Annotated in this window: 14 protein-coding genes; 13 read left to right on the top strand and 1 reads right to left on the bottom strand. The window is 63.1% G+C overall.

Annotated elements, in window-relative coordinates; translation table 11 throughout:
* Nucleotides 1-59: 59 nt before the first annotated feature.
* On the top strand, nt 60-1,985 hold the full coding sequence (locus NKH01_RS14215; RefSeq protein WP_353000627.1) for an LTA synthase family protein: 1,926 nt from the start codon (nt 60-62) through the stop codon (nt 1,983-1,985).
* A 39-nt stretch (nt 1,986-2,024) separates the two neighbouring features.
* Here the strand turns inward: NKH01_RS14215 and NKH01_RS14210 are convergent, their stop codons facing one another.
* Complete coding sequence (locus tag NKH01_RS14210; protein ID WP_353020666.1) at nt 2,025-3,569, bottom strand: pilus assembly protein TadG-related protein; 1,545 nt, start codon at nt 3,567-3,569, stop codon at nt 2,025-2,027.
* A gap of 463 nt (nt 3,570-4,032) precedes the next feature.
* Here NKH01_RS14210 and rpsF point away from each other — a divergent pair, with 463 nt between their 5' ends.
* The 12 genes from rpsF to NKH01_RS14150 all read left to right on the top strand — a co-directional run bounded on the left by rpsF (nt 4,033) and on the right by NKH01_RS14150 (nt 15,431).
* Nucleotides 4,033-4,533, top strand: a complete 501-nt coding sequence (gene rpsF, locus NKH01_RS14205; protein WP_023719830.1) for a 30S ribosomal protein S6 — start codon at nt 4,033-4,035, stop codon at nt 4,531-4,533.
* On the top strand, nt 4,533-4,781 hold the full coding sequence (gene rpsR, locus NKH01_RS14200) for a 30S ribosomal protein S18 (RefSeq protein WP_006203718.1): 249 nt from the start codon (nt 4,533-4,535) through the stop codon (nt 4,779-4,781). The genes rpsF and rpsR overlap by 1 nt, the downstream gene beginning before the upstream one ends.
* A 275-nt stretch (nt 4,782-5,056) precedes the next feature.
* Nucleotides 5,057-5,641: a 50S ribosomal protein L9 gene (gene rplI, locus NKH01_RS14195; protein WP_023719831.1), complete on the top strand. Its 585-nt coding sequence runs from the start codon at nt 5,057-5,059 to the stop codon at nt 5,639-5,641.
* Nucleotides 5,642-5,793: 152 nt separating this feature from the next.
* Nucleotides 5,794-7,083: a cyclopropane fatty acid synthase gene (locus NKH01_RS14190; protein WP_353020663.1), complete on the top strand. Its 1,290-nt coding sequence runs from the start codon at nt 5,794-5,796 to the stop codon at nt 7,081-7,083.
* Between the two features lie 82 nt (nt 7,084-7,165).
* Entirely contained in the window at nt 7,166-7,489 is a 324-nt protein-coding gene (locus NKH01_RS14185) for a YnfA family protein (protein ID WP_352856663.1), read from the top strand.
* A 3-nt stretch (nt 7,490-7,492) separates the two neighbouring features.
* Nucleotides 7,493-8,461: a small ribosomal subunit Rsm22 family protein gene (locus tag NKH01_RS14180; protein WP_353020660.1), complete on the top strand. Its 969-nt coding sequence runs from the start codon at nt 7,493-7,495 to the stop codon at nt 8,459-8,461.
* A 206-nt stretch (nt 8,462-8,667) separates the two neighbouring features.
* Nucleotides 8,668-10,158 carry a replicative DNA helicase gene (locus NKH01_RS14175; RefSeq protein ID WP_023677714.1) on the top strand — a complete coding sequence of 497 codons (1,491 nt, stop codon included), beginning with the start codon at nt 8,668-8,670 and terminating at the stop codon, nt 10,156-10,158.
* A 231-nt stretch (nt 10,159-10,389) separates the two neighbouring features.
* Entirely contained in the window at nt 10,390-11,808 is a 1,419-nt protein-coding gene (gene radA, locus NKH01_RS14170; protein WP_352895346.1) for a DNA repair protein RadA, read from the top strand.
* A gap of 47 nt (nt 11,809-11,855) precedes the next feature.
* Nucleotides 11,856-12,527 carry a CvpA family protein gene (locus NKH01_RS14165; protein WP_254820238.1) on the top strand — a complete coding sequence of 224 codons (672 nt, stop codon included), beginning with the start codon at nt 11,856-11,858 and terminating at the stop codon, nt 12,525-12,527.
* A 114-nt stretch (nt 12,528-12,641) separates the two neighbouring features.
* Entirely contained in the window at nt 12,642-14,123 is a 1,482-nt protein-coding gene (purF, locus tag NKH01_RS14160) for an amidophosphoribosyltransferase (RefSeq protein WP_036244955.1), read from the top strand.
* A gap of 220 nt (nt 14,124-14,343) precedes the next feature.
* Entirely contained in the window at nt 14,344-15,084 is a 741-nt protein-coding gene (locus tag NKH01_RS14155) for an SDR family NAD(P)-dependent oxidoreductase (protein ID WP_353020658.1), read from the top strand.
* 125 nt (nt 15,085-15,209) lie between these two features.
* The gene (locus NKH01_RS14150; protein WP_023719840.1) at nt 15,210-15,431 is read left to right on the top strand and encodes a hypothetical protein; all 222 of its coding nucleotides are present in this window, start codon (nt 15,210-15,212) and stop codon (nt 15,429-15,431) included.
* Nucleotides 15,432-15,584 lie beyond the last annotated feature (153 nt).

Below are 15,584 nucleotides of genomic sequence, written 5' to 3'. Positions count from 1 at the left end.
GCGTGACAGTTCGATGACAGTCGAGTGACGCTTTTGTTGCGGGCCGGGGAACTATCGCAGTGGCAAAGACCAAGAAGAGCGCAGCCGAGGCCGCGCCACAGTTTCTCGAAGGCGATCCGGCCACCGGCTATCTGCCAGGGCGCAAATGGCCTGTCATCCGCTATGGCTTCATCAGCCTGTTGGCCGCGGCCATCCTGGTGTTCGCTATCGAATTGATCGTGCGCGGCAACTTTGCCGGCACCATCGACTTCTTTCTGCAGCCCTTCAAACCCGGCTGGACCACAATCATCATTTTTGCGTTGATCCTCATAGGGCTCGACGCCGTGCTCGGCCGCAGCCATCAGAGCCTGATGATCCTCGCGCCGCTGACGTTGTCGCTGGCGTTCGTCGGCCACCAGAAGTCGCTCTATCTCGGCGATCCGCTCTATCCGACTGATTTCCTCTATTCTCGGCAGATCGTGGCGCTGATGCCGCTCCTGGTACGCGATCGCCCGGGAACCGCCATTGCCCTGGCGATCGGCGTCGTCGGCGGGCTGTCGCTTCTCGTCTATGGCTGGCGGCTATGGCGCCGCCGCGTTCCGGCGCTCAGCCACAAGGGCCGCCTTGCCCGACTGACGCTGACAGTGCCGCTGATCGCCTTCTTCGTCTCCATCATGGACTATGCCACTTTCTCATGGACGCGCGACCGGCTGCAGATCATCCCGATCATGTGGGACCAGAAGGAAAACTATGCCTCGAACGGTTTTGCGCTCGCATTCGCGCTGAACGTCCCGATGGCCCATGTCTCGGCGCCGCCCGGCTATTCCGGCAAGGCGATCGAAGCGATCGGCAAACCGCAGGTGACGGCCTCGGTACCCGCCGAGAAGCCCGACATCATCGTCGTCATGAGCGAATCCTTCTGGGATCCGACCAAGCTGCCCGGCGTCACCATCACGCCCGACCCTATCCCCAATGTGCGGGCACTGCGCACGGGCTACATGTTCTCGCCCGAATTCGGCGGCATGACGGCCAACATCGAGTTCGAGGCCCTGACCGGCTTTTCCAACGCCTTCCTGCCGGCGGGCAGTATTCCCTACCAGCAATATGTGCGGACACCGACCCCGTCGTTGGCGACCTTCCTGAAAAGTCAGGGCTACCGGGCGCGCGCCATCCATCCCGGCACCAACTGGTTCTGGAACCGGGGAGCCGTCTATGCCGATTTCGGCTTCAACGACTTCAAATCCGAGGAGACGTTGCCGCCCATGCAAAAACGCGGACCGCTCGCGTCGGACGCAGCGATGACCGACGAGATCATCCACGAGGCCGATACCAGCGCCGAGCCGGTCTTCTTTTTCGCCGTCAGCCTGCAGAACCACGGGCCGTATGAGCCCTATCGCTATAACAATCCGACCCATAAGGTGCAGGCGCCGATCAGCCAATGGGCACGTGAATCGCTGTTGAGCTACGCCGAAGGCTCTTCCGACGCGGACCGTGGCCTCGAGCGGCTGATCGAATGGGCGAAGAAACGCCAGCGGCCGACGGTCATCGCCTTCTTCGGCGACCATCTGCCGCCGCTTGGGCCGGTCTACGTCGAGACCGGTTTCCTGAAGGACAATGTCGCGCCGCGCAAGGAGGCGGCCGACCTGATGCTGCTGCACCACCAGACGCCGCTGATCGTCTGGTCAAACCGCAGCGGCCCGGCCGAGGATCTCGGCGCCGTCAGCCCAGCCTTCCTGCCCTATCATATCCTGAAGACTGCCGGCATCAGTCATCCCTATTACACCGGCTTCCTCGGCCAGTTGCGGGAGCACTACCGCGTCATCGACCGCAATTTGCTGTTGGCACCGGCGGGCGACGCCACCCCCGATTGGTCGCGTCAGAAAGAGATCGACCCGGCAATCCGCGACTTCCGTCTGCTGCAGTACGACATGATGTTCGGCAAGCGCCATGCGGCGCCCGATTTCTTCCCCGAAACCACACGCAAAGTGGCTGCGCACACGAGTTGAGCAGCGGCGGCGGAACGGCCGTTGGGCGACTGACGTCGTTCAGTTCGTCAAGTGCAGGTGCGAAATCGAGCTTCCGATTTTCAGGAACACGCTTTCGAGCTGGGTGACGTCGTTGGTCGGGTAATAATCCGACGGCGACGACGCGCAGGCCTCGTAGAGCTTGCGGTTGGCTGCGGTGTCGGCCTGCAGCAGTACTGTGAAGATCTGCACGTCCTGTTTCTTCAACGTGTTGCAGACATTGGTTGTCCAGTCGTCGACATTGCGCGCGGCCGCGGTCTGGTCGCTGGATCCGAACCGACCCGAAGCCAGGAACCCGTAAGAACCATAGTCCGACTTCTGTGGCGTATCCTTCGCGCCATAGACAACATTTTCGCCGTCGGTGAGCAGCAGCACCGTTTTGGTCGTGCCTGACGCCCTGAACGGCGCGCCGTCACTGTAGGGCGGTTCCGGCGAGAGTACCCGCATCCCCCATGACAACCCTTCCGAAACATTGGTCCCCGAGCCGTTCCATTCGATCATCTCACTGACGGCCTTACGCAATTTGTCGAAATCGTCGGTCAGCGGCACTATCGGCGTCGGACAGGCCCGGTTTGGGCCGATGGTCAGGGGGCCTTTCTTGTCGTTGATCAGCTTCATCGTCGAAACACTGTACTTCGCGATGTCGCCGGTGAGGCCGGGAAGCAGGGTGATAACCGTATCGTCGAGATAGGAATTGTTGTAGCCGGTCGCCGAATTGCCATAGGAGCTGTTCGGATTTTTGGCGTTACCTGGATCGTCCGGCGCGAAATAGGGTACGAACAGGGTGTCCGGTTTGTTTTGGTCGGGCGAAATGTCGGAAACATTGTTGGTTCCGGGCCGCGCCTCGACGCAGCCTCTCCATTCGACGCCCAATTGCTTGAACAGGTCCATATGGTTGACGCGCTTGCCGCCGACCAAGGGGAAATTGGCGCCATTGTTCGGCGATTTGCCGGCCATGTCGATCCAGGCCGGATCGTAGTCCTCGCCCTTGACATTGACCGCGGTGACGAACGGCACCACTGCGACACGTACGCTGCGCGTCGGCGACTTCGCGGCTTGGAGCATATCGATCAAGCCCGTCGCCGCCGTCCGCAATGCGCCGATGCGGTCGTTGCTGGCCATCGACCCGGTATTGTCGAGCACCAGCACGACTTCGAGCTGATTGGTCGATTCGACGGCGCCGGCATCGACGGTGATGCGCTTGTCGTTGCCGAACAGGAAGGCGAAGTTCAAGTTGACATCGGCCGCGGCGACAGCCTTTGTCTGGATGTAATTGAGGCCCCTTTCGACGGTAAGCGTCGCTTCGGCGTTCCTCAACTCGCTGTGGCCGGCGACATTGGTCTGGAAGTAGCGGTCGAAGACGTCCTTGCGCGAAGCCTCGATGTCGCCGAGATGCGAAGATGCAAGGTTCGCGGCATCGAGCGCGTTCTGCAAGCTGACCTTGGCCCTCATCAAGGTGGACACGTCCACGGCAAAGGCGACGGCCGTCAGAACCGCAGGCAGCCCGAACGCCAGCATCAGGGCAAAGTTGCCGCTCTTCGAACGGCAGAATTTATCGAACAGCATTTTTATCCCCAAAACCGCCTTGCTGGCGGCCGCGCGCGAACTGTTCGTTTTGCATTCGCATGATGAACGGCGGGTTGCCGCCACGCCCGCCGGTGCTGGAACTTCGCATGATGGTTAAGGTCCGGTTTCAGGAAATCCGTAAAACCTTGCCATCGAGGTCCGTTGTGCTCTGGAAGATAGGGCGCTAGTCGAGCCGTTTGGCCTGTCGTTTGGCCTTGCTTTGCGGTCAAATTCCTGTATAGACGCCCGCAATCTGCCGGTCCTTGCTGGGGGCTGAACGGAGGGCCGGAGGTTTTCGAACCTTCGCGTGGAGCCAGAAGCGCTTCCGCCTCCCGTGTCTCCGCTCTCGACCGTCTCGTCATGCTCCTTTCTTCCCCGTCTTCGCAAGGATTGCGGGTCAGAGAAGTTGCAGAGGCTTTTGCCGCCGGGAACCGGGAGAGAAACGAAGAAAGGCACGAACACTATGGCTCTATACGAACATGTGTTTCTTGCCCGGCAGGACCTCTCGCAGCAGCAGGTCGATGCGCTTGTCGAACAGTACAAGGGCGTCCTCACCGCGAATGGCGGGTCCGTCGGCCGGGTCGAGAACTGGGGACTGAAGTCCCTCACCTACCGGGTCAACAAGAACCGGAAGGCATATTATACACTCATGGACATCACCTGCCCGCCGGCCGCGCTCAATGAGATGGAGCGCCAGATGGGCCTGTCCGAGGACGTGCTGCGTTTCCTGACCATCAAGGTCGATGCGCATGAGGAAGGCCCGTCGGCAATGATGCAGAAGCGCGAAGAGCGCTCGGAACGCGGCGGCTTCGGCGACCGCGACCGTGGCGATCGTGGCCCGCGCTCATTCGGCGACCGCGATCGCGGTGACCGTGCTGATCGTCCGCCGCGCAGCTTCGGCGATGGCGGTGCCGATCGTGGCCCGCGCCGTCCGCGCGAAGGCTTTGAAGGAGCCGCAGAATAATGGTCGACATCAACCAGATCCCAACCCGGCGCCCCTTCCACCGTCGCCGCAAGACTTGCCCGTTCTCCGGCGCCAACGCGCCGAAGATCGACTACAAGGACGTGCGGCTTCTGCAGCGCTACATTTCCGAGCGCGGCAAGATCGTGCCGTCGCGCATCACCGCCGTCAGCCAGAAGAAGCAGCGCGAACTCGCCAAGGCGATCAAGCGCGCCCGCTTCCTCGGCCTGCTGCCCTACGTGGTCCGCTAAGACTGATTAGTTGACCATGATCTTATCCGAAAACCGGTTTCCAGTTTTCGGGATCATGGTCTAGCCAGCGGGCGGTTCGCCGCCCGCTTTTTTCACCGGCCACGACGGGCGTAGCTGGATCGAACACCAAATCCCGGGTTGGATTTCGACAAGAGATCCTAACTGCCGCGACAGGCAGGACAGCGACACAGGCGGCGACGCCCCAGCTTCCTGACCTGTTCCAGACAATTCGGCGCCGATCCTGAGGATAGGTGCCCAAGCGAAGGAACAAAACCATGGAAGTCATTCTTCTCGAACGCGTTTCCCGGCTCGGCCAGATGGGCGACACCGTCAAGGTCAAGGACGGGTTCGCCCGCAATTTCCTGCTGCCGCAGGGCAAGGCGCTGCGCGCCAACGAAGGTAACAAGAAGAAGTTCGAAGGACAGCGCGCCCAACTCGAGGCCCGCAACCTGGAGCGCAAGTCCGAGGCCGCGCAGATTGCTGAAAAGCTCGACGGCAAGAGCTTCATCGCCGTGCGCTCGGCCGGCGAGACCGGCCAGCTCTATGGTTCGGTCTCGACGCGCGACATCGCCGAGCTGTTGACGGCGGAAGGTTTTTCGGTGAACCGCAACCAGATCCTTCTCAATCAGCCGATCAAAACCATCGGCGTCACCAACGTGGCGATCGCGCTGCACCCGGAAGTCGAGGTCACCATCACGCTCAACATTGCCCGCACGGCCGACGAAGCCGAACGCCAGGCCAAGGGCGAAACGCTGACCACCGCCGAAGCCATCTACGGCGAAGACATCAACGACAATGCGCGGCCGGAAAATTTCTTCGATCCGAACGCGGAGTTCGAGGGCGGCGAAGACAACGGCTGATCGTTGTTCGCCGGCATTCGTCGGCTAATACCTATCTGGACCAATGCCCGGGCCTCGCACCCGGGCATTTTTATGCCAAATGGAACTTTTCGAACCCCTATATCTTGATGCAGAATAGGACAGCATGTCTGGCCGAGAGGGGACAATTGGTCATGAATATTCTGCTTAAGCGCGTTCTCGACCGCCTGGTCCGCACAGGCAATCTCAAGGTGACAGGGCCGCAAGGCTCGATGGTGACTTTTGGTGACGGCAGCGGCGAGCCGGTGCACATGCACATCAAGACAAGGCATGCCGAGCGCGCCATCACTTTCGATCCGATGCTGGCGGTGCCGGAAGCCTACATGGACGGTGAACTCGACATTATCGAGGGCGGCGTGCTGGGGGTGATGCGCATTGCGTTCCAGAACATGGGCAGCGGCGGCATCGATGCCACCTGGTCGAAGGCGATCGAGGGTCTGCGCCACGCCTTCCGGCGCCTGCAGCAGATCAACACGGCGTCGCGGGCGCGCCGCAACGTGCAGCGCCACTACGATCTGTCGGGCGACCTCTATCACCTCTTCCTCGATGAGGACATGCAGTATTCCTGCGCCTATTTCGAGCAGCCGGACATGACGCTCGATGAGGCCCAGGCGGCCAAGAAGCGCCATATCGCCGCCAAGCTCAGGCTGAAAGCGGGCCAGACGGTACTCGACATCGGCTCCGGCTGGGGCGGGCTTGGGCTCTATCTAGCCAAGGCGTTCGACGTCGACGTGCAAGGCGTGACGCTGTCGACCGAGCAGCACGCCGTCGCCACCGACCGCGCGCACGCGCAAGGCCTGCAAAACCGGGTGCATTTCGACCTCAAGGACTATCGCGAGCTCAATGAGCGTTTCGACCGCATCGTCTCGGTCGGCATGTTCGAGCATGTCGGCGTCAATCATTTCCGTACCTTCTTCGACAAGTCGGCGACGCTGCTGAAGCCGGACGGTGTCATGCTGCTGCACACGATCGGCCGTTCCGGTGTGCCGTGGGCGACCAGCGCCTTCATTCGCAAATACATCTTCCCGGGCGGCTATATCCCGTCGCTCTCCGAAGTGATGCCGGCTATCGAAAAGTCGGGGCTCGTCGTCACCGACATCGAGGTTCTGCGGCTGCATTATGCCGAGACGCTGAAGCATTGGGGCGAGCGCTTTGCCGCCAACCGCGACAAGGCCAAGGCGATCTATGACGAGCGCTTCTGCCGCATGTGGGAGTTCTATCTTGCCGCCTCGGAAGCTGCCTTCCGATGGCAGGATCTGGTGATCTTCCAGATCCAGATCGCCAAGAAGAACGACACGCTGCCGGTGACGCGCGACTACATGGCCAGTTGCGAGAAGGCGCTGGAGATGCGCGATCTTGGACGTCGTGAAAAGGCTCCTGCCGCCAAGCCCACTCGCCGCCGCAAGGTGGCGGATCCGGAGTAGACTGCCGGCGATCGCGCCATTGCCGCTTGCCATTGCCGGCTGGCACGCTGAAAAAGGTCTCGTCAACGCGGGACCTTTTTTCATGACCTACCTCCTCTACGTCGCCGCCGCACTTGCCGAGATCGCCGGCTGCTTCTCGTTCTGGGCGTGGTGGCGGCTGGATAAGTCGCCGCTGTGGTTGGCGCCCGGTCTCGTCTCACTGGTGCTATTCGCGTGGCTGCTGGCGCTTGTCGACGCCAGTGCGGCGGGCCGGGCCTATGCCGCCTATGGCGGCATCTACATTGCCGCCTCGCTGGTCTGGCTATGGTTGGCGGAAGGCGTGCACCCCGACAGTTGGGATCTTGCCGGTGCCACGATGTGCATCATTGGCGCCTCGGTCATCGTGCTCGCACCTCGGGCTGCGTAGACCATGGAACTGCCCGCCCCGCTTAGACAAGGCGTCGACCGCCTTCTCGAACAGGTGCCGTTGCCGATGATCAAGCAAGCGGCCAAGACGCTGTCGGACCGCTACCGCGCCGAGTTGCGCGATGGCCGCCTGCACATGGCCGAAGAAATGGCGGTTAAGGCCTATCTGGCAACGCGGCTTCCGGCGACCTATGCGGCCGTCCGTGCCAGCCTCGATGCGGTGGGCGAGTCTCGGCCCGACTATGCTCCGAAGACCTTGCTCGATGTCGGCGCCGGCCCTGGCACGGTGCTTTGGGCCACAATCGATCTCTGGCCCGATCTCGAACAGGCAGTGCTGCTCGAGGCCGGTGCCGCGGTGCGGCGGGTCGGCGAGGCGCTTGCCGCCGAGGCAATCCATGCCAAGACCGCCTGGCTGACCGGCGACGTCACCATCGACCTGGTCGATCTGGAGCCGGCCGAACTGGTGACTTCGGCTTATGTGCTGGATGAGATCGCGCCGGCATCGCTGGCAAAACTAATCGACCGGCTCTGGCAGCTGACCGCCGACACGCTGCTGGTCGTCGAGCCAGGCACGCCGGCCGGCTGGCAGCGCATCCTTGCCGTGCGGCGGCAGCTGATCGAGGCGGGGGCGCACGTGCTCGCGCCCTGCCCGCATGAGGCGCCCTGCCCACTTGTCGCTCCCGACTGGTGCCATTTCGCCCGCCGCGTCGCCCGCTCGCGCCTGCACCGTCTGGCCAAGGATGCCGAGGTGCCGTGGGAGGACGAAAAGTTCATCTTTGTCGCCGCTTCCCGTCATCCGGCCGCTCCGCCCCGCGCGCGGGTGATCGCACCGCCGAAATCGGGCTCCGGCAAGGTCTTGCTGAAGCTTTGCCAACAGGATGGTCATGCTGCCGAGCGACTGTTCACCAAGCGCGACGGCGAGACGTTCAAGGCCGCGCGGCGACTGGACTGGGGTGACCCCTTGCCGGAATGATCGGCAGCTATTTTCCTGTTTTGTTCTCGCCCAAGAACGGTTAGGCTCGCCATCTTGATTCGAGTCAATCGAGATTCTTTCCACCGAAGTATCTTGGCTGTGAATCGCGGGCATCAAAGTTGGTTGGTTGGGGACTGATGCAGATAAGTCATCACCGACTTGTCTCGTTCTGATATCGAGAGACCGGGATCAGGACCGGGGACATCATGGCAGAGGCAGCACGAAAATTCGGCGTGGCGGAAACACCGCTCTATCGCGAGGCGCCGAACAACATCGAGGCCGAGCAGGCGCTGCTCGGCGCCATACTGGTCAACAACGATGCGTTCTACCGCGTCTCCGACTTTCTGAAGCCTGGCCATTTCTACGAGCCGCTGCACAGGAAGATCTTCGAGGTCGCGGCCGAGCTCATCCGCATGGGCAAGATCGCGACGCCGATCACGCTGAAGACCTTCCTGCCGGCCGACGAGAAGGTCGGCGACATGACGGTGGCGCAATATGTCGTGCGGCTGGCGGTCGAGGCCGTCACCGTCGTCAACGCCACCGACTATGGCCGCGCCATCTACGATCTGGCCACGCGCCGCGCGCTGATCACCGTCGGCGAGGACATGGTCAACATCGCCTATGACGCGCCGGTCGACATGTCGCCCTCCGACCAGATCGAGGACGCCGAGCGGCGGCTGTTCGAACTGGCCGAGACCGGCCGCTACGACGGCGGCTTCGAGAGCTTCACCGACGCTGTCAAGACGGCGGTCGACATGGCCAATGCCGCCTATATGCGCGACGGGCATTTGTCGGGCGTCGCCACCGGCTTGCGCGACCTCGACCGTCGCATGGGCGGCCTGCAGTCGTCCGACTTGATCATCATTGCCGGCCGCCCCGGCATGGGTAAAACCTCGCTCGCCACCAACATCGCCTTCAATATCGCGGAGGCGTATGTCCCGGCGCAGCAGGCCGACGGCTCGTTCAAGGCGGCCAATGGCGGCGTCGTCGGCTTCTTTTCGCTCGAAATGTCATCCGAACAGCTCGCCACCCGCATTATTTCCGAACAGACCGAAATCCCGTCGTCGAAAATCCGCCGCGGCGAGATCAGCGAGATGGATTTCGAAAAGCTCGTCGCCTGTTCGCAGACCATGCAGAAAATCCCGCTGTTCATCGACCAGACCGGCGGTATTTCCATCGCTCAGCTGTCCGCCCGCGCGCGTCGCTTGAAGCGCCAGCGCGGCCTCGACGTCATCGTCATCGACTATATCCAGCTGATGCAGGGATCGAGCGCGAAATCATCGCAAAACCGCGTCCAGGAAATCACCGAGATCACCACCGGGCTCAAGGCACTGGCCAAGGAGCTGGCGGTGCCGATCATCGCGCTGTCGCAGCTGTCGCGCCAGGTCGAGAGCCGCGACGACAAGCGCCCGCAGCTTTCGGATCTGCGCGAATCGGGCTCCATCGAGCAAGACGCCGACGTGGTGCTGTTCGTCTACCGCGAGGAATATTATCTGAAGAACCGCGAGCCGAAGCCAGGTACCGACGAATACATCAAGTGGGAACACGAGATGAACGAGATGCGCGGCAAGGCCGAGGTAATCGTCGCCAAGCAGCGCCACGGCCCAACGGGATCGGTCAGCCTCGCCTTCCAGGGCGAGTTCACCCGCTTCTCGGACCTCGCGGAAGAGCATCATTTGCCGGATCGGTTCGAGTAGCTTGTTGGCCAACCGTCGCGTTCCGTCACACCCCCCTCTGGCCTGCCGGCCATCTCCCCCGCAAGGGGGGAGATCGGCAGTTTTGTCGCCGGCTCTCTTCTTGCGGCATCGGCGATTGGCGAAAGCATCAATGACAGCCAATCTCCCCCCTTGCGGGGGAGATGTCCGGCAGGACAGAGGGGGGTGGGCAGGATCGACGAGCCTCGGCAATTGGCAAGCGACGCGACGCTGATGGCCAAATCCCGTATCCAGTTCATCTGTCAGAATTGCGGTTCGGTGCATCAGCGTTGGGCCGGCAAATGTGATGCCTGCGGCGAGTGGAACACGCTGGTCGAGGAAGGCACGTCGGGCGGCATCGGCTCCGGCCCGGCCAACACCCGCAACGCCCGCAAGGGCCGCGCGGTGGTGCTGACCAGCCTCTCCGGCGACATCGAGGACGCCCCGCGCATCGTCTCCGGCATCGGCGAACTCGACCGCGCCACCGGCGGCGGCTTCGTGCGCGGATCGGCGCTTTTGGTCGGCGGCGATCCCGGCATCGGCAAGTCGACGCTGCTCACCCAGGCTGCAGCCGCACTGGCGGCAAAGGGCCACCGCATCGTCTACGTCTCCGGTGAAGAAGCGGTCGCCCAGATCAGGCTGCGCGCCCAGCGGCTCGGCGTCGCCGACACCCCGGTCGAACTCGCCGCCGAGACCAACGTCGAGGACATCCTCGCCACCATTGCCGATGGCAAGCGGCCGGACCTGGTCATTCTCGATTCGATCCAGACGCTATGGACCGACATGGCCGATTCAGCGCCCGGCACGGTGACCCAGGTGCGTGCCGCCGCCCAAGCGATGATCCGCTATGCAAAATCCACAGGGGCGGCGATCGTTCTGGTCGGCCATGTCACCAAGGAGGGCCAGATCGCCGGCCCACGCGTCGTCGAGCACATGGTCGACGCGGTGCTCTATTTCGAGGGCGAAGGCGGCCACCACTACCGCATCCTGCGAACGGTCAAGAACCGCTTCGGGCCAACCGACGAGATCGGCGTCTTCGAAATGTCGGACAAGGGCTTGCGGGAAGTCGCCAACCCGTCCGAGCTTTTCCTCGGTGAACGTCACGCGAAGTCGCCGGGTGCCGCGGTTTTCGCCGGCATGGAAGGCACACGGCCGGTGCTGGTCGAGATCCAGGCGCTGGTAGCACCTTCGACGCTCGGCACGCCACGCCGCGCCGTCGTCGGCTGGGACGGCGCCCGGCTGTCGATGATCCTGGCGGTTCTGGAAGCCCATTGCGGCGTTCGCTTCGGCACGCACGACGTCTATCTCAACGTTGCCGGCGGCTACCGCATTTCGGAGCCGGCGGCCGACCTGGCGGTGGCGGCGGCACTGGTTTCCTCGCTCACCGGTCTTGCCCTTCCCGCCGATTGCGTCTATTTCGGCGAAATCAGCCTTTCGGGGGCGGTGAGGCCGGTTGCGCATGCGCAGCAGCGCCTCAAGGAAGCCGAAAAGCTGGGTTTCGGAAGCGCGGTTCTGCCCTTGGGCAGCGAGGAACTTGTTGGTGGTAATGGGGCCGGGGGGATCGGAGCCGGCGCTTTCCAGCCCACCGAGCTTGCCGATCTCGTGGCGCGCATAGCCGGCACTCGGCGCAGCCGCGCCGATGAGCAAGATTGATGCGGCTCGTCGAGTCGTGAAAAAGAGATCGGAGCGGGGCGAAAAACATGCCGATTACGCTGCTTGACGGAATTCTCGTCGGCTTCACCCTGGTCTCGGCGATGCTCGCCATGGTTCGCGGCTTTTCGCGCGAGATCCTGTCGATCATCTCCTGGGCAGCTGCCGCTGCGGCGGCCTTCTTCTTCTACAAGCCGGTGCTGCCTTACATTCAGCCCTATATCGACAACGAAAAGGCAGCCATGGCGGCGGCGGCCGGTATCGTCTTCATTGTCGCGCTGATCGTCGTTTCCGTCATCACCATGAAGCTCGCCGACTGGATCATCGATTCCAGAATCGGCGCGCTCGATCGCACACTTGGCTTCCTCTATGGCGCGGCGCGCGGCATCCTGGTGGTCGCGGTCGCGCTGCTGTTTTTCAATTGGCTGGCCGGGGCCAAGGCTCCAGGCTGGATTGCCAACGCCAAGTCAAAGCCGCTGCTCGAATCGATCGGTGCCAAGCTCGAAAGCCTGCTGCCCGAGGACCCGGAAAACGCCATCCTCAACAAGCTCAATCCGAATCAGCCGGCCACCGAGACGCCTCTGGCCCCCGACGCGCCTGCAGCGGAAGCACCTGCCGCCGGCGACGACGCCACTGCTCCGGCACCCGATGACAGCGACGCTCCGCCGGCCGACAATGCGCCGGCGACGCCGGCACCTGCAAACCCGGCGCCGGCAAACTGATTTCGGCAGACTTGCTCGCCTCGAGACTGTCGATCATGTGAACGTCGCACGACGTGCGTTGCTTTCGATGCGCTATGACCTTATATGGCGACTTTAGCGGAGCTTGAGCCCCCAATGGCAGCCTCAGTGGCAGACGCAGACGACGTGCTTTCCGCCGAAGCCGACGACCATTTCCACGACGAATGCGGCGTGTTCGGTATTTTCGGCCGGCAGGACGCCGCAGCCATCGTCACGCTCGGCCTGCATGCGTTGCAGCATCGAGGCCAGGAAGCGGCCGGCATCGTTTCCTATGACGGCACCCAATTCCATGTCGAACGCCATGTCGGCCTGATCGGCGACACCTTCACCAAGCAGCGTGTCATCGACAGCCTGCAAGGCAACCGTGCCATCGGCCACACACGCTATGCCACCACCGGTGGCGCTGGCTTGCGCAACATCCAGCCTTTCTTCGCCGAACTTGCCGATGGCGGCTTTGCCGTCGCCCATAACGGCAATCTCACCAACGCCATGACCGTTCAGCGCGCCCTGCAGAAGCAGGGCGCCATCTTCTCTTCCACCTCCGACACCGAGACACTGTTGCATCTGGTCGCCACCAGCAAGGAGCGCGACCTCAATTCGCGCTTCATCGATGCGGTGCGCCAGGTCGAAGGTGCCTTCTCGCTGGTGGCAATGACGTCCAAGAAGATGATCGGCTGCCGCGACCCGCTCGGTATCCGGCCGCTGGTGCTTGGCGATCTCGACGGCGCCTGGATTCTCGCCTCCGAAACCTGTGCGCTCGACATTATCGGGGCGCGTTTCGTGCGCGACCTGAAGCCCGGCGAAATGGTCGTCGTCACCAGCAAGGGAATCGAGAGCCTGTTCCCGTTCGAGCCGCAGAAGACCCGCTTCTGCATTTTCGAATATGTCTACTTCGCCCGGCCGGATTCTTCGGTCGAAGGCCGCAATGTCTACGAGGTACGCAAGCGCATCGGCGCCGAGCTGGCACTGGAGAGCCCGGTCGAGGCCGACATCGTCGTGCCGGTGCCGGATTCGGGCACACCGGCGGCGATCGGCTTTTCGCAGGCCGCGGGCATCCCGTTCGAGCTCGGCATCATCCGCAATCACTATGTCGGCCGCACCTTCATCCAGCCCGGCGATTCGATCCGCCACATGGGCGTCAAGCTTAAGCACAACGCCAATCGCCGCATGATCGAAGGCAAGCGTGTGGTGCTGGTCGACGATTCGATCGTACGCGGCACCACCAGCCAGAAGATCGTGCAGATGGTGCGCGATGCCGGCGCCAAGGAAGTGCATATGCGCATCGCCTCGCCGCCGACGCGCGCCTCCTGCTTTTACGGCGTCGACACACCGGAAAAGTCGAAGTTGCTGGCCTCGCGCATGTCGGTGGAGGAGATGGCCGAGTTCATCCGCGTCGATTCGCTCGGCTTCCTCTCGATCGACGGGCTCTACCGGGCCGTCGGCGAAGCCGGCCGCGACAATGAACAGCCGCAATTCTGCGACGCCTGTTTCACCGGCCAGTATCCGACCCGGCTTGCCGATTTCGAAGGCTCCGACAATGTCCGCACGCTGTCGCTATTGGCGGCAGGCGGGTCGTAAGGTTGCCGGATCGCCATTTGTCTTCGCCAGGTTACCCCCCTCTGCCCTGCCGGGCATCTCCCCCTCAAGGGGGGAGATCGGCTGAACTGTCGACTTTCGCCAATCGCGACGGTCGCAGAACAGGCGCTGAGTCTGATGAGGGCCAATCTCCCCCCTTGAGGGGGAGATGCCCGGCAGGGCAGAGGGGGGTGCCTCACGCCGACCTCATGGAAGTTCAAGCATGACCCTCGATCTCTCCGGCCGCGTTGCGGTCGTCACCGGCGCCTCGCGCGGTATCGGCTATTTCATCGCCACGGAGCTTGCCGCCGCCGGCGCACATGTGATTGCGGTTGCCCGCACCGTCGGAGGGCTGGAAGAACTCGACGACCAGATCAAAGCAGGCGGCGGACAGGCGACGCTGGTACCGCTCGAACTTGCCGACATGGCGGGGATCGACCGGCTGGGCGGCGCCATCCACGAGCGCTGGGGCAAGCTCGACATACTGGTCGCCAACGCCGCCGTGCTCGGCGTCATCGCTCCGATCGGCCATGTCGAGGCCAAGACCTTCGAGAAGGTGATGACCATCAACGTCACCGCAACATGGCGGCTGATCCGCTCGGTCGACCCGCTGCTGAGACTCTCCGATGCCGGCCGCGCTATCGTACTGAGTTCCAGCCTGGCCCACTCCGCACGCGCCTTCTGGGCGCCTTATGCGGCGTCGAAGGCGGCGGTCGAGGCCATGACGCGTTCGTGGGCGCATGAGACCGAAAACCTGCCGCTCAGGGTCAACGCCGCCGATCCCGGGGCAACGCGCACCGCCATGCGGGCGCAGGCGGTACCCGGCGAGGATCCGGAGACTCTGCCGCACCCTTCGGAGATCGCCAAGCGTATCGTGCCGTTGGCCAGCCCTGCGCTCAGGGAGACGGGGCTGATCTTCCAGGCCAAGCACAACCGCTTTGTCGCCTACCGGCAGCCGGAGTAAGCGGCCTGACATCACGCGGCTGTGATGCCGTGGCTTAACGCCGCGCTTCGGCCCAACTTTCGCCGCTTGGCCGGAGTTGCTAGGATCGCACCGACTCCCAAAACAAGCAGAGCGAGGAAATACTCATGGCGGCACCGAGCGTAGCGTTGGTCTGGTATCTGGTGATCGCCGGCCCGCAAGGCGGCATGGTCGTGCTGCCCAGCACCTTCGACACCCGCGAACAGTGCACCTCCGCCGTCACCGAATACCAGAAGCAGCCGACGCCGGCCGGCTGGTCGGTGCAGTGCGTGCCGAGTGCCTCGCCGTTCGCGGACGAGGGCGACGCCGAGGAGCCGTCGGCGCAGTAGGAGCGTCATCTCCTCCCTTGAGGGGCCTGTTGCGTAATTCGCTGATTGTGATTCTCTGAGGTGGACGCTCTGAGGGAATCGCGATGGCAGTGAAGCAGACGGGCCAGTTGAGCTTGGCGGAGGCTTTTCTAGGCACCAAGCTTGTGGGCGGCA

The organism is Mesorhizobium sp. M1403 (assembly GCF_040317695.1).
GTDB lineage: Bacteria > Pseudomonadota > Alphaproteobacteria > Rhizobiales > Rhizobiaceae > Mesorhizobium.
The sequence above is the reverse complement of the archived record's forward strand: the minus strand, read 5'-3'. Positions and strand labels throughout refer to the sequence as shown.